At 71.4% G+C, this 22,966-nt stretch carries 12 protein-coding genes; 8 read left to right on the top strand and 4 right to left on the bottom strand.

The window, feature by feature from the left end:
* Positions 1 to 221: 221 nt before the first annotated feature.
* Genes G3I71_RS41000 through G3I71_RS41025 form a run of 6 tightly spaced genes read left to right on the top strand, consistent with a single transcriptional unit; the run spans position 222 to position 16,244 of the window.
* Positions 222 to 7,709 carry a type I polyketide synthase gene (locus G3I71_RS41000; protein WP_164323284.1) on the top strand — a complete coding sequence of 2,496 codons (7,488 nt, stop codon included), beginning with the start codon at positions 222 to 224 and terminating at the stop codon, positions 7,707 to 7,709.
* A gap of 5 nt (positions 7,710 to 7,714) precedes the next feature.
* On the top strand, positions 7,715 to 12,742 hold the full coding sequence (locus G3I71_RS41005) for a type I polyketide synthase (RefSeq protein WP_164323286.1): 5,028 nt from the start codon (positions 7,715 to 7,717) through the stop codon (positions 12,740 to 12,742).
* Entirely contained in the window at positions 12,739 to 13,062 is a 324-nt protein-coding gene (locus tag G3I71_RS41010; RefSeq protein ID WP_164323288.1) for an acyl carrier protein, read from the top strand. The genes G3I71_RS41005 and G3I71_RS41010 overlap by 4 nt, the downstream gene beginning before the upstream one ends.
* A gap of 2 nt (positions 13,063 to 13,064) precedes the next feature.
* Positions 13,065 to 13,892, top strand: coding sequence for an alpha/beta fold hydrolase (locus G3I71_RS41015; protein WP_164323290.1), 828 nt, complete (start codon positions 13,065 to 13,067; stop codon positions 13,890 to 13,892).
* Positions 13,889 to 15,094: a glycosyltransferase gene (locus G3I71_RS41020; RefSeq protein WP_164323292.1), complete on the top strand. Its 1,206-nt coding sequence runs from the start codon at positions 13,889 to 13,891 to the stop codon at positions 15,092 to 15,094. Before G3I71_RS41015 ends, G3I71_RS41020 begins: the two co-directional genes overlap by 4 nt.
* 16 nt (positions 15,095 to 15,110) lie before the next feature.
* Positions 15,111 to 16,244 carry a class I SAM-dependent methyltransferase gene (locus G3I71_RS41025; protein ID WP_239149655.1) on the top strand — a complete coding sequence of 378 codons (1,134 nt, stop codon included), beginning with the start codon at positions 15,111 to 15,113 and terminating at the stop codon, positions 16,242 to 16,244.
* 184 nt (positions 16,245 to 16,428) lie between these two features.
* On the opposite strand, the gene G3I71_RS41030 is transcribed toward G3I71_RS41025, so the two are convergent.
* Positions 16,429 to 17,481, bottom strand: a complete 1,053-nt coding sequence (locus G3I71_RS41030; protein ID WP_164323294.1) for a lysylphosphatidylglycerol synthase domain-containing protein — start codon at positions 17,479 to 17,481, stop codon at positions 16,429 to 16,431.
* A gap of 198 nt (positions 17,482 to 17,679) precedes the next feature.
* The gene (locus G3I71_RS41035; RefSeq protein WP_164323297.1) at positions 17,680 to 18,471 is read right to left on the bottom strand and encodes a Mut7-C RNAse domain-containing protein; all 792 of its coding nucleotides are present in this window, start codon (positions 18,469 to 18,471) and stop codon (positions 17,680 to 17,682) included.
* Positions 18,472 to 18,602: 131 nt separating this feature from the next.
* Here G3I71_RS41035 and G3I71_RS41040 point away from each other — a divergent pair, with 131 nt between their 5' ends.
* Complete coding sequence (locus G3I71_RS41040) at positions 18,603 to 20,126, top strand: serine/threonine-protein kinase (RefSeq protein WP_164323299.1); 1,524 nt, start codon at positions 18,603 to 18,605, stop codon at positions 20,124 to 20,126.
* A 99-nt stretch (positions 20,127 to 20,225) separates the two neighbouring features.
* Here the strand turns inward: G3I71_RS41040 and G3I71_RS41045 are convergent, their stop codons facing one another.
* Together G3I71_RS41045 and G3I71_RS51795 are read right to left on the bottom strand one after the other, a co-directional pair.
* A complete protein-coding gene (locus tag G3I71_RS41045) occupies positions 20,226 to 20,651 on the bottom strand; it encodes a CPCC family cysteine-rich protein (RefSeq protein WP_343243231.1) in 426 nt (141 codons plus the stop codon).
* Between the two features lie 680 nt (positions 20,652 to 21,331).
* Positions 21,332 to 22,003, bottom strand: a complete 672-nt coding sequence (locus G3I71_RS51795; RefSeq protein WP_343243232.1) for a DUF6313 family protein — start codon at positions 22,001 to 22,003, stop codon at positions 21,332 to 21,334.
* Positions 22,004 to 22,118: 115 nt separating this feature from the next.
* On the opposite strand from G3I71_RS51795, the gene G3I71_RS41050 reads away from it, so the two are divergent.
* Complete coding sequence (locus tag G3I71_RS41050) at positions 22,119 to 22,805, top strand: DUF3987 domain-containing protein (RefSeq protein ID WP_343243233.1); 687 nt, start codon at positions 22,119 to 22,121, stop codon at positions 22,803 to 22,805.
* Positions 22,806 to 22,966 lie beyond the last annotated feature (161 nt).

Consider the following 22,966-nt stretch of genomic DNA (forward strand, 5'->3'; position numbering starts at 1 on the left):
TACTGATTAAAATTGGACGGTTTTTCGGGACTTGTGGTGGCTGGACAGCGGTGGCCGAATGGAATCGGCCGCATACGGAATGTTCCACGCCATGTTGACTCGTGAGTAATGTCGGCGCTAGCTTCCCGTTGGATTCCCCCTGAAGCGTTTCCCCCTGAAGTCAAGTGCCTCCGCGCCACAAAACCCCCACCGTGCAGTTTCACCGAATATTTCGGAGAATCATGACGTCTGCCGTGCGCGCCGTTGACATGATCATTGGAGTCACCCCGTTCGGCGAGCCCGACGCCAGGCTCGCCGCCGCGGTCAGCCGGGCAGGCGGCCTAGGGGTACTCGACCTCGGCCTCGGCGACCGGAGAGCCAGAGACGCGCTGGCGCGAATACGCCGCCTCGCCGAGCTCTCCACCCCCTCCACCCCCGACTTCCGCTACGGCGTACGGATCGGCCCCCACTGCCGACTCACCCCCGCCGACCTGGCCGGCGACGGCGGCCCCGACACCGTGATCCTCGCCTCCGATATCTCCCACGTGACCGATGTCGTCGATGACTCCGGCGCGTTCTGGTCGGTCGCCGAGGTCGCCGCCCGCCATCGTGTCCTCGTCGAGGTCACCGACCTGGCGGAGGCCCTCGCGGCCGTCCGCTCCGGTGCGCACGGGCTGATCGCCCGGGGCAGCGACGGCGGCGGCCGGATCGGTGACCTCAGTACCTTCGTCCTGCTGCAACGGCTCCTCGCCGAACCAGGCATCGACCTCCCCGTCTGGGCCCGCGGCGGCATCGGCCCCCGTACGGCCGCCGCCGCCGTCGCCGGGGGAGCTGCGGGCGTCGTGCTCGACAGCCAGCTCGCTCTGCTCGCCGAGTCCTCGCTGCCGGAGGCGACGGCTGCCGCGCTGCGCTCGATGGACGGCTCGGAGACCGTCGTCGTGTCCGGTCACCGCGTACTGCACCGGCGCGGCCCCGACGCCCCGTCCGTCCCGGCCGGCGATCCGGCGGCGGTCGCGGCGATGCTCGGCGCCCAGGACCCGCGCACCCAGCTCCTCCCGGTCGGCCAGGACGGCTTTCTCGCCGCCCGCTTCGCCGACCGCTGGGGCGACACCACCCGCACGGTCCGCGCCCTCACGGACGCGGTGCGCGATGTCGTCCAGGATGGCGTACGAGGCGACGTACGGGATGCCGTAGGAGACCTCGGGCCCGCACGTGCGTTGCGCGCCGGGTCGCCGATGAGCCGGGCCCTCGGCACCCGACTCCCCGTCGCTCAGGGGCCGATGACCCGCGTCAGCGACCAGGCACGGTTCGCCGCGGCCGTCGCCGGGGGTGGTGCGCTGCCGTTCGTCGCGCTGGCCCTCGCCAGTGGCGAGCAGACCCGGACCATGCTGGCCGAGACCCGGGAAGCCGTCGGAGGCGACCGGCCCTGGGGTGTCGGCGTGCTCGGATTCGCGCCCGAGGAGCTGCGAAACGCCCAGCTCGAAGCCGTACGGGAGCTGCGGCCGACGCATGCCATCATCGCGGGCGGCCGTCCGGCCCAGGCCGAGGCGTTGGAGCGGGCCGGGATCAGCACCTTCCTGCATGTGCCCTCACCGGGGCTGCTGAAGCAGTTCCTGGAGGCCGGGGCACGCCGGTTCGTGTTCGAGGGGTCCGAGTGCGGCGGGCATGTAGGACCGCGCGGCAGCTTTCCGCTCTGGGAGGCACAACTCGCCGTCATCGACGACTACTTGGCCGGGGCCAAGGACAGTGACGCCGAGCGGATCGAGGTGTTCTTCGCGGGTGGTGTCCACGACGAGCGGTCGGCCGCGATGGTCGCCGCCCTCGCCGCTCCGCTGACCGCGCGCGGCGCATCCGTAGGCGTTCTCATGGGCACCGCCTATCTGTTCACCGAGGAGGCCGTGGCCTGCGGAGCGGTCCAGCCGCTCTTCCAGCGACAGGTCGTCGACGCGACCAGTACCGCGCTGCTGGAGACGGCGCCCGGTCATGCCACCCGGTGCGTACCCAGCCCGTTCAGCGACAACTACCGCGAGTTCGAAGCGGAGTTGAGGACGAGCGGGGTGCCGGATCGGCAGATCTGGGAGCGGCTGGAGCGGCTCAACGTCGGGCGGCTGCGGATCGCCAGCAAAGGCATCGAGCGGGACACCGAGGGCGAGTTGGCGGCCGTCGACGAGCAACGGCAGCTCGCCGAGGGCATGTTCATGGCCGGGGAGGTAGCCGTGCTGCGCTCGGCGACCACGACCATCGACGCCCTGCACCACTCCGTGGCAGGCGGCGCCGCCGACTTCCTCACCGGCCGTGCGGCGGAGCTGCGGGAGCGGCTCGGCGTGCACCCGCCCGAAGAGGTCCCGGCGCCCGCGCCTCTGGACGTCGCCGTCGTGGGCATGGCCTGCATGTTTCCGGACGCCCCCGACCTCGCCGCCTTCTGGGCGAACGTCCTCGGCGGTCACGACGCGGTGGGGGAGGTACCGGCCGACCGCTGGGACCCCGCCGTGCACTATTCGGCGGAGGCCGGGGACGGCGGCGTCACACCGTCCAAGTGGGGCGGCTTCCTGCCCCGCATCCCCTTCGACCCGCTGTCGTACGGCATTCCGCCCACCTCGCTCGGCAGCATCGAGCCCGTCCAGCTGCTGGCGCTGGAAGCCGCCCGGCGGGCCCTGGCGCATGCCGGATACGGGGACCGGGGGCGGGAGTTCGACCGCTCGCGCACCTCGGTCGTGTTCGGCGCGGAGGCGGGCAGTGACCTGTCCAACGCGGGCACGCTGCGCGCCGTACTGCCCTCGTACTACGGCAAGGTGCCGGACGGGCTCGCGGATCAGCTGCCCAGGCTCACCGAGGACTCCTTCCCCGGGATGCTCTCCAACGTCATCTCCGGCCGGATCGCCAACCGGCTCGACCTCGGCGGTGCCAACTTCACGGTCGACGCCGCGTGTGCCTCGTCCCTGGCCGCCGTCGACGTCGCCTGCAAGGAACTGGTGGGCGGGACCAGCGACGTCGTGCTGTGCGGCGGCGCCGATCTGCACAACGGCATCAACGACTATGTGCTCTTCTCCTCCGTGCACGCCCTGTCCCCGACCGGGCGGTCCCGTGCCTTCGACAGTTCGGCGGACGGGATCGCGCTGGGGGAGGGCGTCGCGTGTGTCGTGCTGAAGCGGCTGGCGGACGCCGAGCGCGACGGCGACCGGATCTACGGGGTCATCAAGGGCGTCGGCAGTTCCAGCGACGGGCGTTCCCTCGGGCTGACGGCTCCCCGGCCCGAGGGCCAGCGGGCCGCGCTGCAGCGGGCGTACCGCAACGCCGGGGTGTCGCCCGCCCAGGTCGGTCTCGTCGAGGCGCACGGCACCGGGACCGTGGTCGGCGACCGTACCGAACTCGCCATCCTGAGCGAGGTGTTCAGCGAGGCGGGAGCCAAGTCGGGTGCCGTCGCGCTCGGTTCGGTCAAGTCACAGATCGGGCACACCAAGTGCGCCGCCGGACTCGCCGGCCTCATCAAGACCGTGCTCGCCCTGCACACCGGCGTCAAACCGCCCACCCTGCATGTCAGCAAGCCCAACTCCGCCTGGGAGGCCGGCAGCAGCCCGTTCGTGTTCCACGGGCAGGCGCGGCCCTGGGCGGCTCCGGCGCGCGAACGACTCGCGGGGCTCAGCGCGTTCGGCTTCGGCGGCACCAACTTCCATGTGGTGCTGGAGGCCTACGCCGACTCCGCCCCGCCCGCGCACGGGCTCGACGCCTGGCCCGCCGAACTGTTCACGTTCCGGGCAGCCGATCCGGCCGGGGCCCGGCGGGCCATCGAGGACGTGCTGAAGGCGGCACAGGACGAGCAGTCCTCCTGGCGGCTGCGTGATCTCGCCCTCGCCGCCTCACGCCGCTCCGACGCCCGCCACGAACCCGTGCAGGTTGCGGTCGTGGCGACGGACACGGCAGGGCTCGTCGGGCAGTTGCGGCGGGCACTGGCGGGGGAGCACGACCCGCGAGCCGGCGTCCACCTGGCGCAGAACCAGCAGAACCAGCAGAACCAACAGAACCAACAGAACCAACAGGGCCGGCAGAGCCGGCAGGAGACCTCGGGCCAGGTCGCCTTCCTCTTCCCCGGGCAGGGCAGCCAGCGGACCGGGATGCTCGCCGACGTGTTCGTCGCCCTCCCCGAACTCCAGTACTACCTGGAACTCGGCAGCGACCACGCCGACCTCCTCTACCCGCCCACCGCCTTCGACGACACCACCCGAGACCGCCAGCACACCGCGCTCACCGACACCCGCGTCGCCCAACCGGCCCTGGGGATCGCCGGCCTCGCCGCGCACGCCCTCCTCACCACGGCAGGCGTACGCCCGGACATGGCCGCCGGACACAGCTACGGCGAACTCGTCGCCCTGAGCGCGGCCGGTGCCCTCGACCCGGAGGCACTCCTCGCGCTGAGCGCCGAGCGTGCGACCGCGATCCTCTCGGCCGCAGGCGAGGCCAACGGCGACGACCCGGGCACCATGGCTGCGGTGTCAGCCGGCGCCGAGGACGTCACGGCCGCCCTGCTCGCCGCCGACGCACCCGCCTCGGTCGTCGTCGCCAACCGCAACTCGCCCGAGCAGACGGTGATTTCGGGCCCGACGGAAGCGGTCGACGAGGCCGTACGGCTGCTGCGCGCGGCCGGGCTCGGCGCGAAGCGCATCCCTGTCGCCTGCGCCTTCCACAGCCCACTGGTCGCCGGCGCCGGGGAGCTGTTCGCGACGGCACTGGCCCAACAGCCGGTACGCGCACCCGAGTTCACGGTGTGGTCCAACCGGACAGCCGCCCCGTACGGCGCCGACGCCGACGCGGTGCGTGCCGAACTCGCCGCCCAGATCGGTGCCCCGGTCGGATTCGTCGCCCAGATCGAGGCCATGTACGAGGCGGGCGCCCGGATCTTCGTCGAGGCCGGGCCCGGTTCCGTACTGACCCGGCTGGTCGGCCAGATCCTCGGCGACCGCCCCCACCGCACGGTCGCCTGCGAACCGCGGCCCGACAGCGGACTGCGCGGCTGGCTCGACGCGCTGGCCCAACTGGCCGTCGCGGGACTGCCGGTGCGCACCGGATGGCTGTTCCACGGGCGCGACGCCGTCGACGCGACCCGGACCAAGGCACCGAAGCGGCCCGGCTGGACGGTCGACGGCCATCTGGTCCGCACCGCCGCCGGCGACCTCCTCCCCGGTGCGCTCGCACCGGCCCGACGCGTAGTGGAGACGACGACAGTGACCGCGAATCACCAGGACGGCACCCCGGCCGGTGGCAGGGACGCGCTGATCTCCGAGTTCCTGCGCGCCAGCCGCGAGATGGTCGCCGCCCAACGGGACGTACTCCTCACGTACTTCGGCGCGGCACCGGGACAGTGGATACCCGGGCCGTCGGCACCGGAGCCCCTGCGGATGGAACAGGCCCAGGATCAGCAGGGGGTGGCCGTGCCGCCCACCTATCCGCCCGCGCTCTATGCCGTGCCCGAGCCTGCTCCCGTCCTCGTCCCCGCTGCAGTGGGGTTCACGGAGGCGGATGTGCTGGGGGTGGTGCTGGAGATCATCAGTGAGCGGACCGGGTATCCGGTGGACATGATCGAGCCGGATCTTGATCTGGAGGCCGATCTGAGTATCGACTCGATCAAGCGGGCTGAGATCGCTGGTGAGTTGGCGCAACGGCTCGGTGTTGGGGGTGGCGGTGATCTCACCGTGCTCGGTGATGCCGAGTTGGAGGAACTGGCCAAGGCGCGTACGGCGGCCTCGGTGACGGCGTGGCTCGCGGCGCGGCTCACCACGGCCATGTCCCAGCCCGCGTCTGCTCCCGTCCTCGTCCCCGCTGCCGTGGGGTTCACGGAGGCGGATGTGCTGGGGGTGGTGCTGGAGATCATCAGTGAGCGGACCGGGTATCCGGTGGACATGATCGAGCCGGATCTTGATCTGGAGGCCGATCTGAGTATCGACTCGATCAAGCGGGCTGAGATCGCTGGTGAGTTGGCGCAACGGCTCGGTGTCGGGGGCGCCAGTGACCTCACCGTGCTCGGTGATGCCGAGTTGGAAGATCTCGCCAAGGCGCGTACGGCGGCCTCGGTGACGGCATGGCTCACGGTGCGGCTCACCGGCCCGGGCGAAGCCGAGGAGCACGCAGTGGAACAAGGAGCGGCACCGCAGTCCCTCCGGCCCGAGGCGGCCGAGGTGTCCACGGAGGTCATCGGTGAGGCGCCGAAGCGCTTCCAGTTGCGGCCAGTGCTGTTGGAGCAGCAGGACGGGCACGGGCGCGGAACCGGGGACGGGACCGGGACTGGGACCGGGGCAGTCGACCCTGCCGCCGTACTGGCCGGAAAGCGGTTCGCGCTTCTCGGTGACGACGACGGCGCTGCGGTGGCCCAGGAGGTCGTGGCGCGGCTCGCCGGGCATGGCGCCGACGCGGTGGTCCTCGGGCCCGAACATCTGCTGAGCGAGGCGGACGGGCCGGTTGACGGGGTGCTGTACCTCGACCCGCTGGCCTCGTCCCGGCCGCCGGTGCTGCCCGACGCGTTCCCCGTGTTCAAGGCGGCCCTCGGGCTCGGCCCACGCTGGCTGTTCGCCGTACGGGTGGCCAAGGAAGGCGGCCCGGACGAGGCCGAGTTGAGGTCGGCCGGCCTGCACGGGCTCTTCCGGACGGTCGCCCGGGAGTACCCGGAGACGGACGCGCGGATCATCGACCTCACCGGCGATGACACAGGTGCCGCCGCTGTCGCCGACGCGCTGCTCGGCGAGCTGCTCGCCTCCGACCGCACCCCGGTCGTCCTGCGAACTGCCGTTGGGCGCCACGGACTTGAGCTGGTCGAAACCCCGCTGGGCGCGCTCGGCACCACCGGTGCGGGACCGGCCGGGGACGGTGCCGCAGAGGCCGCAGCCCTCGGACTGGACCGGGACAGTGTGGTGTTGCTGGTCGGCGGGGCGCGGGGCATCACCGCGAAGTTCGCCGCCGCGCTGGCGTCCGCCTCCCGCTGCCGGATCGAACTGCTCGGCCGCACACCCGCACCGGAGGGCCCGGAGGACGCGGCCACGGCAGCCGCCGGCACCCGGACCGAACTGCGGGCGGCCCTCGCGGCCCGGGGCGGACTGACCCCCGCCGAGATCAGCCGTGAGACCGAACTCCTGCTCGCTCAGCGGGAGATCACTGCCACCCTCAACGAACTGGGGGCCCTCGGCAGCCCGGCCCGCTACCACTCCGTCGACTTCAGGGAACAGGACGCGGCACTCCAGGCCGTAAAGGAGATCCACGCCGAACACGGCCGCCTCGACGGGGTCGTCTACGCGGCCGGGGTCATCGAGGACCGGCTCATCGCCGAGAAGACAGCCGAGTCCTTCCAGCGCGTCTACGGGACGAAGACCACCGGCGCCGAAACACTCCTCGCGGCACTGGAGCAACTCCCGAACAGGCCTGCCTTCGCAGTCCTGTTCGGCAGCATCTCCGCCGTCCTCGGCAACCGGGGCCAGGTCGACTACGCCGCCGCCAACGACGCCCTCCAGAGCCTCGGCGCCGCCTGGGCGTCCCGTACCGGGCAGCGGGCCCTGACCGTGCACTGGGGGCCGTGGGCGCCGACCGGCGGCCACACCGGCATGGTGACCCCCGAACTCGGGCGCGAGTACGCCCGGCGCGGGGTCAGGCTCATCGACCCCGAGGAGGGCACGGCCGCACTGCTCCGTGAACTGGCCTGGGGCGAGGAGTCGGCAGGCGCGGTCGTCTACACCTCGTCGGGCTGGTAACCGGCATGACTGATCGTCACACACGGTCAGCGGGTGGCACGTCGACGCCCGTGGCCATCGTGGGCATGTCGGTGCTGCTCCCCGGCGCAGCCGACCTCGACTCCTACTGGCGGAACCTGCTCGCCGGTACGGACGCCATCACCGAAGTGCCGGACGGGCGTTGGGACGCGGACGCCTACTACCGGCCCGACTCCGTCGGCGGCCGTGCCGTCGCCGACCAGGTGTACTGCCGGCGCGGCGGGTTCGTGGACGAGCTGGCGGAGGTGGAGGTGACCCGGTTCGGGATCATGCCGAACTCCGTCTCCGGCACCGAGCCCGACCAGCTCATCGCCCTCAACGTGGCCGCCGCCGCCCTCGCCGACGCGGGTGGCGACGACCACCTTCCCGACCGGCACCGCATCGGCGTGGTCCTCGGCCGGGGCGGCTACCTCACGCCCGGACTCGTCCGGCTCGACCAGCGGGTCCGTACGGCAGGCCAACTGGTCCGCACGCTCGGCGAGTTGATGCCGGAGCTGGATGCCGCCCAACTCGACCGTGTTCGTACGGCGTTCACGGACCGGCTCGGTCCCGACAGCCCCGAGTCGGCGATCGGGCTCGTCCCCAACCTCGCCGCCTCGCGGGTCGCCAACCGGCTCGACCTGCGTGGACCCGCGTACACCGTGGACGCGGCCTGCGCCTCCTCGCTGGTGGCCGTGGACCAGGCGGTGAACGAACTGGCGTCCGGACGCTGCGACCTGATGCTGGCCGGGGGAGTCCACCACTGCCACGACATCACCCTGTGGAGCGTCTTCTCACAACTCCGCGCCCTCTCGCCCAGCCAGCGCATCCGCCCCTTCCACCGGGACGCCGACGGCATCCTGATCGGTGAGGGCACCGGCGTGGTCGTGCTCAAGCGTCTCGCCGACGCCGAGCGCGACGGAGACAGGATCTACGCCGTCATCCGGGGCACCGGCGTGGCCAGCGACGGCCGCGCCGCCGGGCTCGTCAACCCCGACCCCGGCGGTCAGACCCACGCCGTACGCCAGGCCTGGCGGGCCGCCGGACTCGACCCCGCCCGGCCAGGTTCGGTCGGCCTCCTGGAGGCCCACGGCACGGCGACCCCCGCCGGAGACGCCGCCGAACTGGCCACACTGGCCGAGGTGTTCGGGCCCAGGGAGAACGAAGGTGCGGGCGGCAGCGGTCCGGCGGTGATCGGCTCCGTGAAGTCGATGATCGGGCACACCATGCCCGCCGCCGGGGTCGCGGGCCTGGTCAAGGCCGCCCTCGCCGTCCACCACGGCATGCTCCTGCCCACCCTCCACTGCGACGACCCGCACCCGGCCCTCGCGGCCACCCGTTTCCGCCCGCTGGACCGGGCGGTGCCCTGGGAGACGACGGACGGGCAGCCGGTACGGCGGGCGGCGGTCAACGCGTTCGGGTTCGGCGGGATCAACGCCCATGTGGTGCTGGAGGAGGCGCCCGGGGCGCGTACGCGGAAGGCGACTTCCCCCCGGCCTTCCCCTGAGTCTTCGTCCGGGCCTTCGTCCGGGCGGACGGTGACCGTCGTCGAGCCCGAGCGCGTCCTCCTGCTCGCCGCCGACACCCCCGAGGCCCTCGCCGCTCTGCTTGACACGGACGACACGGCCGTACTCGCCGCCGGTCTCGACGCCACCCGTACACATCCGCAGGCCGGGCCCGCCCGGCTCGGCATCGTCGACCCGACCGCGAAGCGGCTCACGCTGGCGCGCCGGGCGATCGCCAAGGGGCGGGCATGGCAGGGCCGTAGCGACGTCTGGTTCCGGCCGGAACCGCTACGGGCTTATGCGGAAGGGGAATTGGGAGGTCTGGCCTTCGTCTTCCCAGGCCTCGAAGGTGACTTCGAGCCCCGCGTCGACGACATCGCCGCACACTTCGGTCTGGACGGTGTGCTCCCGACCGGCGAACGGGCCGAGGTCGGGGACGTGGGCCGGCACGGATTCGGGGTCGTCGGGGTCGGGCTGCTGCTCGACCGTGCGCTGCGCCGCATGGGCGTCGTCCCCGACGCGGTGGCCGGACACAGCGTCGGCGAGTGGACGGCGATGACGGCCGCCGGACTGTACGACGGCGACGAGGTCGGCGCCTTCATGGCGACCTTCGACCCCGACACGGTGACCGTGCCGGGGCTGGCGTTCGGGGCACTCGGCACGTCCGCCGAACGGGTCCTCGCGGCGCTCGCCGAGGAGGGCTGGGCTGACGCCGGGATCGTGCTCTCGCACGACAACGCGCCGAGTCAGTCGATGGTGTGCGGCCCTGCTCCCGCGGTCGAGGAGTTCGTCCGGGCGTTCCGTGCCCGGGGTGTGCTCAGCCAGGTGCTGCCCTTCCAATCCGGCTTCCACACACCGATGCTGGCGCCCTACCTGGCCCCGATCCAGCAGGCCGCGAGCCTCTTCCGGCTCCAGCCGCCCATGGTTCCGGTCTGGTCGGGGACGACGGCGGCGCCCTTCCCGGCGGCCGAACCGGCGGTGCGTGAGCTGTTCGTACGGCATCTGCTGGAACCGGTGCGTTTCCGGCAACTGGTCGAGGCCATGTACGCGGCCGGACACCGGACCTTCATCCAGGTCGGCACCGGCCAGCTCGGCTCCCTCATCGGCGACACGCTGGCGGGGCGCGATCATCTGGTCGTCGCCGCCAACTCCCCGCACCGTGACGGGCTCGCCCAACTCCGCCGCGTGGCAACAGCGTTGTGGGTGTCGGGGAGGCCGACGGCACCGGCACTGCCGCGCTCCGCCACCAGTAACGCCACCGCCGACTCCGCTCACCACGCTGCCGGTCCCCCCGACCGCTCCGCGGACCCGGCCCTCCCCGGTAACTCCGTGCGGGGGGATCGGCCGTCCAACCGCCCGCCCGTCCGCCTCGACCTGGGCGGCGCCCTCGTCTCCCTCGGCGAACCGACGCTCACGCGACTGCGCGCCGAACTGAGTTCGGGGCTGAACCTCGCGGGGCCTGCGGCCACCGGGGCACCGGCCGCCGCCGCGCTGCCGGGCGCCGTCCCGTCGCCGGTTCCCGCCTCGGCGCCGGTGACGGACCGACGGAGGCGTGCCGCCGGGGTGTTGGGCGTCACGGAGATACCCGCTGCCGCCGGCCTCCCGGGCGCCGCCGCGCTGACGTCATCGCTGGACGCGCTCGCGGGCCGCTTCCCTGCCGCCGCCGAACTCGGCGCCCTGCTACGGGAGACGGCGGACACCGCCGCCGAGCTGATCGGTGCGGGCCGTCGCCGCCCGGGTTCCGCCGCGGCCTACGCCGGGAGTACCACGCAGGATCCGGGCGGCCTCGCCCCGGGCTTCGCCACCCCCGAGTCTCTGTCCCCGCTCCCGCACCACCGATCGACCGCCCTCACCACCCGACCGCTCCCCCCGACACCGCCCGCCGAGGCCACCCCACCCCCTTGGCGCACCACGGTCCGCGTATCCCCGGACACCATGCCGTACCTCCTCGACCACTGCTTCTTCCCGCAGCGCCCCGGCTGGCCGGACGTGGCCGACCGGTGGCCGGTGGTCCCGGCGACGACGATCGTGCAGCACATGATGGATGAGGCCCGGCGAGCGGCGGAGCAGACCGACCCCGGAACCCGAGCTGTCGCCGTCGCCGTCCACGGTGCCCGTTTCGACCAGTGGCTCACCGCCACCCCACCCCGCGACGTGGACGTGACAGTCACCCCCGTCCCCGCGACCCCCACCCACCGTGCCGTCTCCTTCGGCCCCCGAGCCCGAGCCACCGTCGAACTCGCCACCGCCTACCCGGAGTCGGCAGCCCACCCCACCCCCTGGCCCGTCGACGCCACCACCGAACGCACCCCCGACCACACCGCCGCCCAGCTCTACGCCGAACGCTGGATGTTCCACGGCCCGGCGTTCCAGGGGGTCACCGAACTCACCGCGCTGGGCGAGGCGCACGTACGGGGAGTCATCACGACCCCGCCCGCGCCGGGCTCACTCCTCGACAACGTCGGCCAGATCCTCGGGTACTGGATCATGGCGACGCGTACCGAGCGGACGGTCGTGTTCCCGGTCGGAATGCGGGAGATGAGGTTCTACGGGCCGCACCCCGAACCCGGCACAGACGTCGACTGCTTCGTCCGGATCACCTCGCTCACCGACACCGTCCTCGAAGCCGACGTCCAACTGACCGTCGGTGGCCAGATCTGGGCCGTGATCGGCGGCTGGTACGACCGGCGCTTCGACAACGACCCGCAGACCAGGCCCGTCGAACGCTTCCCCGAGCGCAACACCCTCTCCCAGGCTCGGCCGGACGGCTGGGTTCTGCTACACGAACGCTGGCCCGACCTCGCCTCGCGCGACCTCATCATGCGCAACTCCCTCGGAGGGGAGGAGCGTTCGCAGTACGAGCGGCACGCGCCGCGCGGTCGCCGGCAGTGGCTGCTCGGCCGGATCGCCGCCAAGGACGCCGTGCGGCGGTGGCTCTGGGAACGGGAGGGCGAGGGGGACGTGTTCCCGGCCGAGATCCAGGTGCACAACGACGCGACCGGGCGGCCGTACGTCACCGGGACGCACGGCCGGACCCTGCCCCCGCTGGACATCTCGCTCGCCCACCGGGCCGAGGCAGGGGTGGCGATCGTACGGCGGACCCGGCCCGGTTCCGTCCTCGGCGGAGGTCCGGGTACAGGGCCCGGGATCGACATCGAGGAGGTCGTCGAGCGGGACGCCTCGACCCTGGCCACCGCCCTCGGTCCGGCCGAACTCGCCCTGCTCCGGGCCAGGTCGGCCGCCGGCGGGGAGTCCGAGGCGCTCTGGTTCACCCGTTTCTGGGCCGCCAAGGAAGCCGTCGCGAAGGCGGAGGGCACCGGATTCGGTGGCCGGCCAAGGGACTTCGCGGTACGTGAGACCACGGACGCGGGCGACCGGCTCACGGTCTCCGGACGGCTCGCACCCGCCTACACCGTGCACTGCGAGCAGACGGGCAATCCCGCCGGACTGCCCGACAGGGAGTACGTCGTGGCCTGGACAACCGGACCGGCCGAAGAAGTCACAGCACAAGAAGGGGAGTTGGAGCGATGACCAGCCTCAACGGGCACACGACCGGAACCGTTGGCGAGGAGGCGGTGCTCGCCGACATCAGGGGCATGCTCGCGGTCCTCCTCGACGAGTACGGCCTCGACGACGTCGAGATCCGTATGGACACCACCTTCAACCGGGACCTGGAGCTGGAGAGCATCGACCTGGTGACCCTGGCGGGGCTGCTGGAGGAGAAGTACGGCAACCGGGTCAACTTCGCCGAGTTCCTGGCCGACATGGACTTCGACGAGATCATCGAACTCACCGTCGGACGGCTCGTCGAGCACGTCGTCGCCAGTCTCAAAGCGGCGGAGGCGGGCTGACCATGGCGATCGTAGACATCGGCGGCGGCCTCAGGCTGCACGCCCAGCGCATCGGCCCGCGCGGCGGACGGCCGGTCACCGCGACCGCCGTACTCGTGCACGGCCTGCTCACCGACAGTCTGGCCAGCTACTACTTCACCGTGGCACCGGCGTTCGCCGCCTCCGGCATCGACGTCGTCATGTTCGACCTGCGCGGCCACGGCCGCTCAACCCGCCCCGCCACCGGCTACACCCTCGACGACAACATCGACGACCTGGAGGCCCTCCTCGACCGTCTGGAGGTGACCGGCCCGGTCCATCTCGTCGGCAACTCCTACGGCGGGACAGTCGCGTTCGGATACGCGGCCCGCCACCCCGAGCGCGCCGCCAGTGTCTCCCTCATCGAGTCGGAGCCGGCCACCGCCGCCTGGGCGGGCAAACTCGACAGCATCCTCGGCCGGGTCATGCACGAACTCGCCCACAACGAGGCCGAGGCCATCGCCTGGATCACCGCCAACCGCAGCCAGAACACCGCCCGCCTCGCCAAGGGCGCCGCCCGACTGGCCCGCGAGACCACCCTCGCCCAGGACATCCCGGCCAGCCGCGTACTGAGTGACGCCGAGATAAGTTCCGTACGCTGCCCAGTGCTTGGCGTGTACGGGGGTGACTCGGACCTCGCCGAACTGGCGCCCTGGATGGAGTCCGTGCTGCCCGACTGCCGGACCGTCGTCGTGCCGGGGCACGAACACTCCGTGCTCGTCGAGGCGTCGGGGACGGTCGGCGGGCACATCCTGTCGCTCATCCTCGGGGCGACCGCTCCGGTGCAGCTGGCGGGGGCGGAAGCGCGGTGAGCCGGTTCCTGTTCGTCGTGCCGCCGCTCGTCGGACACATCAACCCGGCCGTCGGTGTCGCCGCCGAACTCGCCGCACGTGGACACGAGTTGGCGTGGGCATGTGCCGATCCGGGACTTGTGTACCGGCTCGCAGGGGAGGACGCCACCGTCTTTCCGTGCGCCGGGCCCGTCCCCGGCTCCGGTGACGGCGTACGGCCGCCGGACCTGCGGGGGCCCGAGGCGCTGAAGTTCCTCTGGGAGAGGTTCCTCGCCCCGCTCGCCGAGGAGATGGCTCCCGGAGTCGCCGCCGCCGTGGGGGAGTTCGGGCCGGACGTCGTCGTCGCCGACCAACAGGCCCTCGCCGGTGGCCTCGTCGCCGAGCGCCTGGGGCTGCCATGGGCGACCTCGGCGACCACCTCGGCCGAGTTCACCGACGTACTCTCCGGCATGCCCAAGGTCGCCGAGTGGCTGGACGAGCTGCTCACGGGCCTCCGAAACCGCGTCGGCGACCCGGCGGGCACCGCGGACCCACGGTTCTCCCCGCACCTCGTACTCGCCTTCAGCACACCGGAGTTCGTCGGCCCGGATGCCCGCACAGGCGACCAGATCCGCTACGTCGGCCCGTCCGTCGCCGACCGGCCCGCACCGTCCGGTTTCCCCTGGGACTGGCTCGACCCGGCCCGCGCCACGGTCCTCGTCACCCTCGGTACGGCCAACACCGACGTCGGTGAACGCTTCCTGACCGAGTGTCAGGCCGCCGTACGCGAGCGGGCGGACCGGATGCAGACGGTGATCGTCGACCCGGCGGGCGTACTCGGAAGCACCCTGGGCGGGGAGCACGACAAAGGCGTTCTGATCACCCCCTCCGTGCCTCAACTCCCGCTCCTCGAACAGGTCGACGCCGTGGTCTGCCACGGCGGGCACAACACCGTGTGCGAAGCGCTCTGGCACGGGGTACCGCTCGTCGTCGCGCCCATCCGTGACGACCAACCCGTCGTCGCCGGGCAGGTAGTGGCGGCCGGGGCGGGTATCCGGGTGCGGTTCGGGCGGGTCACCGCGCCGAAACTGGGTGCCGCGATCGACGCCGTACTGCACGAGCCCGACTACCGCCTGGCGGCGAGCCGGATCCGTACCGCGTTCCGGGCAGCCGGAGGTGCCGCCGCGGCGGCCACCCGTCTTGAGCAACTCGCCATCGGCGCGCCCGCCAAGGAGACGGCATGAAGGAGAAGGAGACGGTATGAGTGACGACGAGCACGAGCACGAGCACGAGCACGAGCACGAGCACGAGACCAGCACACCGGCGGAACCGGCCGCTCCGACCCGTACCGAGCAGGTGGCCGCCCTCCGGCCCACCTATCAGGCCGACCTGGCCTTCGGCCTCGACCGCTTCTTCGAACCCCCGCGCACCAGTTGCCCCTGGTGCGGCTCGGCCCGGCTGGAGACCCGGCTGCGGACCACCGACCTGCTCCAGCACAAGCCCGGACGGTTCGTGCTCGACCGCTGCCAGGACTGCCGGCACACCTTCCAGAACCCCCGACTCAGCGCCGCCGGGCTGGAGTTCTACTACCGCGACTTCTACGACGGACTCGGCGAGAAGCAGCTCGGCAACACCTTCGCGAGCCGCACGAAAATGTACGAGCAGCGGGCCCGTGCCCTGCTCCCCTTCGACGACGCGCCCAAGAACTGGCTCGACGTCGGCACCGGTCACGGCCACTTCTGCGAGTCGGCCCGGGTCGTCCACGCGGGCACCACCTTCGACGGGCTCGACTTCACCGACGGCGCCGAACTCGCCGAGCGGGCGGGCCGTGTCGAGCGCGGCTACCGGGGGAGCTTCACCGAGCTGGCCCCCGAACTGGCCGCCCGTTACGACGTCGTCAGCATGTTCCACTACCTGGAGCACAGCACCGAGCCCCCGCTCGAACTGGAGGCCGCGCGGCAGGCCATCCGCCCCGGCGGACACCTGGTGATCGAGGTCCCCGACCCCGACAGCCGTTACGCCCGGCTGCTCGGCCGCTGGTGGCTGCCCTGGCTCCAGCCCCAGCACCTGCACTTCGTCCCCGTCGACAACCTCCGGCAACGGCTCACCGACCTCGGCTTCACCGTCGTCCTGGAGCAGCACGCCGAGCCGCACGACCCCGTCGACCTGCTCGCCGCCGTCTGGCTGGCCCTCGACAACGCCGCCCCGCGCGACAACTTCCCGTGGCTGCCGCAGCCCCCGAACGCGCTGCGCCGCATACTTCGCGGAGCTCTGCTGCTGGCCGGCGTCCCGGCGCTGATCCTGGGCACCCTGCTGGACCGCTTCGCCGTCCGGCCGGTCTCCCACCGCCTGGGCGTCTCCAACGCGTACCGTCTGGTGGCCCGGCGGGACTGACGCGTGCTTCCGGGGGCCCGCAACACCAGCGGCCACGGCACCGGCCCCCGGACCGCCGGCAGAGAAGCAGGTCGGCAAGGACGACCGGCGCGGACATCGCGAGGCGAACCCGACCGAACACGACGTGCGCCACCACATGTCGGCGCATCACGGAACCTGGGCGCACCGCACCACTTGCTGCGCGTCACAGCACCTTGGCGCGCACCAGCATCGACAGCACGAGGGCGCCCGGCAGCAGCGGCAGCCAGACCGTCAGGACGCGGAAGCCGACGACGGTCGCGGCGGCCAGGGACAACGGGGCGCCCATCGCGGCCAGCGTGAACACCAGGGCCGCGTCGACGGGACCGATCCCGGCCGGCGCGGGTACGGCGCCGACCGCGGCGCTCGCGGCGAGGTAGGCGAAGACCACGTCCGGCCAGGCGATCGGCAGCCCGAGCGAGGCCCCGACGGAGGCCAGCACCGCCGCCTGGCACAGCGAGAATCCCGCGGCGCCGCCCCACAGCGCGGCGACCCGGACGGGCCGGGTGTGCAGCCGCCGTGCGTCGATCAGGGCGGTGCGCAGACCGTCGAGCAGGGGGCGCCGCAGCGGACGTACGAAGGTCACAACCAGCGTCACGACGACCACCGTGCCGGTCACGCCCAGGGCGATGGGCAGCAGCGTCCCCTGGTCGGGGAGGAGGTCGGCGGTGCCCAGGGAGGTCGGGAAGGTCGCCAGGAGCGCGAGGATCAACAGGAGCTTCGCCACCGGTTTGACCAGCGAGTACAGGGCGAGGGACGCGGTGGCCCGGGCCAGCGGGATGCCACGGCCGGTCAGGAAGCGCAGGGTGACGGCGTGGGCGCCGAGACCGGCGGGCAGCACGTTGTTGGCGGCGCCGGCGGCGAACTGCGAGGCCAGCAGCAGCCCGGGCGGCAGGCGCTCCGGGATCGCCCCCTGCCGGGCGAAGGCGGCGGACACCCAGCACAGGAACGTGAACGCGGCCCCGATCGCCAGCCACCCGGGGTCGGCGGTGGTGAGCTGCAGGGCCCCGTCGTGCAGGACCTGCCAGTTGTCCGCCGCCCAGACTCCGATGAGCAGGAGCGGCAGCAGACACAGGACCCGGCGAGCGTGCCGGGCGGCGGGGAACCGGGAACAGAAGGAGGCGCGGGAAGCCGCGACGGGACAGTCCGCGGTGCCCTGGGGAGGGGGCTGGACCGTCGGAGCGGGCGGGGCGATGGGGACTATCGGCAATGAGGACACAGCGCGCGTCGTCCTTCCACGTTGCGCCCACGCGCTGCGGGGGCGGACGGGGGGAATTGAAGAGCGAAGCAAGGGGGACGGCAGGAGCGTTCCCGGTCCGCGTGACGGGGTGGTGTCCAGGAAGAGAAGGGGTGCGGGCGGACGGGCGACGCAGGTGATGCCTGAAGCTTTCTGTCAGTCTCCCCTCGTCGCCTCCTGTCAACCTGTCAATACGTCCTTTTCACTACGGGTGTTCAACGCCTTCGTGCGGCCGTGGGTTCCGGCCTCGCCGCCGAACTCGCTCAGCGCGCCCTCGACGATCGCCTCCAACCGCGCGTGATGCGCACCTCGCCAGTACAGACGTTCGCACACCACACACTGTGCGTAGACGTCGTACGTACGCCGGGTCCCGTCCTCCAGCCGGTCGCCGACCGTCTGCTTGTCGGCCTGCTCCAGCATTCCGTTGCAGGCGGTGCACCGGGTCCACGGGGCGAGCGCGGGCGCGAACCGGTCGAGGACGTCCCGGAGCTGGTCGTCCGGACGGTCGCTGTAGATGTACGCGCCCGCCCACAGCTCCCGGCGCCGCAGCAGACCCCGGTCCCGGGAGAGCAGCACCCGCTGCTCGGCCGCCGACAACGTGGCCAGCGCCGGGTCGCCGATGTCCTCGCTCTCGTACGCCGCGTCGACACCCAGGAGCCGCAACCGGCGTGCGAGCGTGCCCAGATGGACGTCGAGCAGGAACCGCAGCGGCGCGCCCGGCACCGACTGCGGCCGGACGACGGCGCCGACCTCCACCGTCTCGCCCGCGCCCGGCACATGGGACACCGTCACCTCCCGGCCGTCGACCAGCAGCCGTCCGGCCTCGGTGAGCGGTACGCCCAGCGACTCCACCACGTGCCCGAGCGAGGACGATCCGTCCGTGACCACGGTCGTCGGCCCGGCGCGTCGCGCGGACGGGACGAAGAGCAGCAGCTCAGGGGCGAAACTGATGACGATCTCCGGTCTGCTCACCCGGCCAGCATGTCACCGCCCCGGCCGGGCACGCCCGCCGATTTCCGGTGCACTACTCTCAGCGCTCTCAACACCCCGGTCCGGTACCCCGACCGGGGCGGTCGGCCTCGCTGGTGGGGGAGTACGGCAGCATGCAGTTCGAACGTACGGGCGTGCCCGGTTACGAGGTCGTCGAGGTTCTCGGGCAGGGCGGGTTCGCCACCGTGTACCGGGCCCGCCAACTGGCCGTGGGCCGCGAGGTCGCCCTCAAGATGGACAGCCGTGTTCTGGCCTCCGACCGCGACCGGCAGCGGTTCCTGCGCGAGGTCACCGCGGCCGGTCAACTGTCGGGCCACCCGCACGTGGTCGCGGTGTACGACGCGGGGGTGCTCGAGAACGGCCGCCCGTACATGGTACTGGAGCTGTGCCCCGGCGGTTCGCTCGGCGACCGGCTCCACCGGCAGGGCCCGCTCTCGCCCGCCGAGGCGCGCGACATCGGCGTACGCATCGCCGACGCGCTGGCCGCGGCCCACGCCGGCGGCGTCCTGCACCGCGACATCAAACCGGGCAACATCATGATCGACCGTTACGGAAACGTCGGCCTCGCCGACTTCGGGCTGGCCGCGATGCCCCGCCCCGGCCAGGAACTGTCGGTCACCCGGGAGGCGTTGACACCCGCGTACGCCCCGCCGGAGGCGTTCCGGCTGGCCGAGCCGACCCCCGCCGGTGACGTGTACTCCCTCGCCGCCACGATCTACGCCCTCGTGCACGGCAGACCCCCGCACTTCCCGGCGGAGGGCAGCCTCGGCATCGCGGAGGTCGTCGTCCGGCACACCTGGCCCCTGCCGGACCTCCCCGGTGTGAACCCGCGCTTCACCGAGGTCCTCCGCCATGCCATGGCCCCGGACCCCGCCGACCGTCTGCCGAGCGCGGAGGCGCTCAGGGACGCGCTGGCCGCCGTGGACCTGACGGACTCGGCGGGCGCCACCTCCGCCCCCGCTCCCGCCCCCCTCTCCACGGCCCTGCCCACCACCGTCCCGCCGTCCGCGACCTCCCCGCGCCGGACGAAGGTGAGCGTGCGGCTGTCCGTCGCGGCCGTCGCGGTGGTCGTCGTCGGCACGGGCGGGACGGTGGCGTACCAGTACCTGCCGCCGTCGACGACAGAGGCACCCACCACCGGATCTTCCGCTTCCGCTTCCGCTTCCGCCTCCGGCGCGGGTGGGGCGACCCAGGCCACGAACGCCGGTTACGGCGTACCGACGACGACCGAGAACTGCCCGGCGACCGACGTGGCCGGCCTGGGCGGCCGCTGCACGACCACCGCCGAATGCTGGGGCGGCATGGTCGTCAACGTCGGCATCGTCAGCGTGAACCGCTCCGACTGCGTGGTCGAGCACCCGTGGGAGACCTTCGCGATAGCCCCGCTCCCGTCCACCGGGATGACCGACAACCAACGGGAGCTGGAGAACCACCCGGACGTACGGAAACTCTGCTCCCCCGAGGTCCTGGCCAAGTCCAGACAGGGTGACGCGCTCAAGATCGACCCCGCCGACTGGACCATCGACGTGCTCCCGCCCACCCAGACCCAGTACGCCGACGGTCTGCGCGTCCTGCGCTGCGTGGCCACGATCACCGGCGAGCAGTCGACGGAGGCGCACTTCCGGCCCCGGACCTGAGCCCCGCACCGAGGCGGTACCCGAGGGCCGACCCGGCCACCGCACTGCCCCAACTGTCCTTCACCCGAGCGGTGGTTGACGTACGCCGAGACGTACTGCTCAAAGCAGATTCCGGAGCTGCTCCTGAGCCGCTGCCCACCACATGCCTTCTCCGCCGCACGCGGCAGATGACTCGTGGAGGGGGTCTTCCGCCGCGGCCAGGTACTCAAGTCTGGCTTGCGCCAGGCTCAGCAGACCGTTGGGGCCACCCCGGACAATGTGAGCGTCCCTGCCACTCTGTCCGTCGTCCTCCCAGCCGCACTCCACGCAGATCTCGAAGTTGGCGCGCTCGTGCAGAGTCCGGTAGCAGCAGCACGGACACTCGACAGGGGAACCCTCGGCGTCAGATACGGACGGAGAAACTCGCTGCCCTTCAGCCGGCATGACTGACATCGTTGCGCGACGCGTCATGACGTACAAGGAGACCTCTCGTTGGCGGTCTGAAAACCCCCGGCGAGCTGCCGCGAAGCCTCGCAAGATCAACATGTCATGACAACGTGATCACTGTCATGAGCTGCTTTCGACGGCATCCGCCTGCGCATACGCGAAGACCCCGTTCTCAGCTGAAGCGCTGATGGCGGGGTCTTTAGGCACCTCATTCAAGGTGCCCCCGGCAGGATTCGAACCTGCGCACACGGTTTTGGAGGGCATGCTCCCTTTGCGCTCAGTGAGGGCCCTGAACTGCGAAAACTCCAGGCGCCTGAGCGAAACAGCTGCTCTTCACTCGCCGCTCACTCAATCCGCGGTCGCTTGCCGATCGCGAACCCTGAGTTCTCCTGAGTGCTGGGGGCCGCCGTGCTTAATTTCCTGGGTGCGGCACAACGGGGTCGCCGGGCTCGGGCGGCCGAGCCCGGCGGTCGAGGCCCGCCATGTCGTCCGTGTGTGCCCATGTCCGATACTGAGCGACGGATTCGACGCTGTGGTCCCACCCCCGCGCAAACTGTTCCGGTTCCGCTGCTGGAAAGTTGCTGGGTTGAGCCCGAGCAGCGTCAAAAAGGTCGACAAGCATCCGGCGACTCAAACTGTCGTCAAGATGGTCGGCAGCATCCTCTGACCCCCAAAGGAGCACCGCCTCCGCGGCCCGGGTGAGACCATCTGTGCTTGCAGTAGGCATGGCCAGCGCCAGGGAAGCCCGGACGATCTCCAGCGCGTCTTCTCCGGGCATGTCAGCGTCTCCTCTCGCAGATGAGGCACTGACCAGTCAGGGCCGCGAACCGAAGCGCCATCTTCGCTGTGTTCTGGGCCTGTCGCAGACATTCGTGTCTGTCCAGGAGGGCGTACTCCTCCGTTGACATGACGTACTTGACGAAGAGTTCCCAGTGATCTTGCGCCCGATCCCAGTCGTTGCGATGGGCGACGCGTACCCAGGCATCAACGAAGCCCTGTTGCGCGTGCGTCCCATGAAAGTGTGGGCGGAGATCTTCGATGAGTCTTGGAGGCGACAGTCGCTGAGCCAAGCGCCGTTGTGTGAAGGCGGCATTGCTGGCCACTGCCTTTGAGCGGTCGATCCGCTTCGCGATCACATGGCCAGCTATGCCACCAATGATGGCGGGGACGAGGAGCCAGCCGATGACCGATGCGATCCATAGGAGGACATGATGGGGAGGGCTCAATAGGGCGAAGGCATGGTAGACCTCGCTAGGGCTTTCCGCGCGTGCGGCAAAGACGTATAGGACCCCCACCACGGTGCCGATGGGGAGTCCGACGTCGAGGACCCATTGGCTGACACCCTTCAGTGCCTTGCTTGAGCGCCAGATACGCCGTAGCCGTCTGGCTAGGGACGTGCTTGCGGATGGCAACTTTAAGTAACCCGGGATCGGGACGGGCCCAACGGGCAAGGCTCCCCCTGTGTGCCAGCGTGCGCCCAGTGGTGACGCGCATTCTCTAGGTACCAGATTCTGCCGTAGGTTGCGGGCGAGTCGGCAAGCGTAGTCGTCAACTTGGGACGGAACCGTGTCCTCGCTCAGTTATCTCTTCGTACTCTCAGGCTGTAGGCAGGCGCCGCCCTGGCTTGAGTGGGAGACCATTGCGGAGGGCTGCACGCGTGAGCCGCAGCCGTCCGTCCTGGAAGACATCGGCCGCATCAAAGGAGCAGGGGACAGGGGCCTGTTGGCCCGGTTCCTGTACTCGCTGCCGACTTCCCTCGTGGGGCACCGCAAGATCCTGCCTGACACCATCCCCGACGAGGTGGCCGACACCTACGAGGAACGCGTCATCGCGCTGACCATGTCCCTCGCGGATTGGACAGACCCGGCGCTCCTACAGCTCTCACCTGAGGCGAACGATGTGCTGGTCGCCTACGAGCGGCGGCAGGAACCGCGGCTGCGCAAGCGCGGTGGGGACCTCGGACACATCGGGAACTGGGCCGCGAAGCTGGGCGGCGCGACCTGCCGCCTCGCCGGGCTGCTCCATCTCGCCACGCACACCGAGAACGGGCACACCCAGCCCATCACCGCCGACACCATGCGCGACGCGGTGAAGCTCTCGGACTACTTCACCGGTCACGCCCTGGTCGTCTTCGACCTCATGGGCGCCGACCACACCGCCAACCGTGCCCGCATCGTCTACGAGCTGCTGCGCGCCAACGAGTGGACCGAGATCAGCAAGCGCGAAGTCATGACTGGGCTTGATCCGCTTTGACGGACATTCGAGATCAGGGGTTCTGCCCCGGGAGGATGTCCATCATGGAGAGCATGGGGAAGAAGAAGCCTCGGCCTCGCCGTTCGTTCACGCCGGAGTTCAAGGCTGAGATCGTCGAGCTGTGCCGGCGCGGTGACCGTTCGGTCGGTCAGATCGCCAAG

This window comes from Streptomyces sp. SID12501 (assembly GCF_010550245.1).
GTDB lineage: Bacteria > Actinomycetota > Actinomycetes > Streptomycetales > Streptomycetaceae > Streptomyces.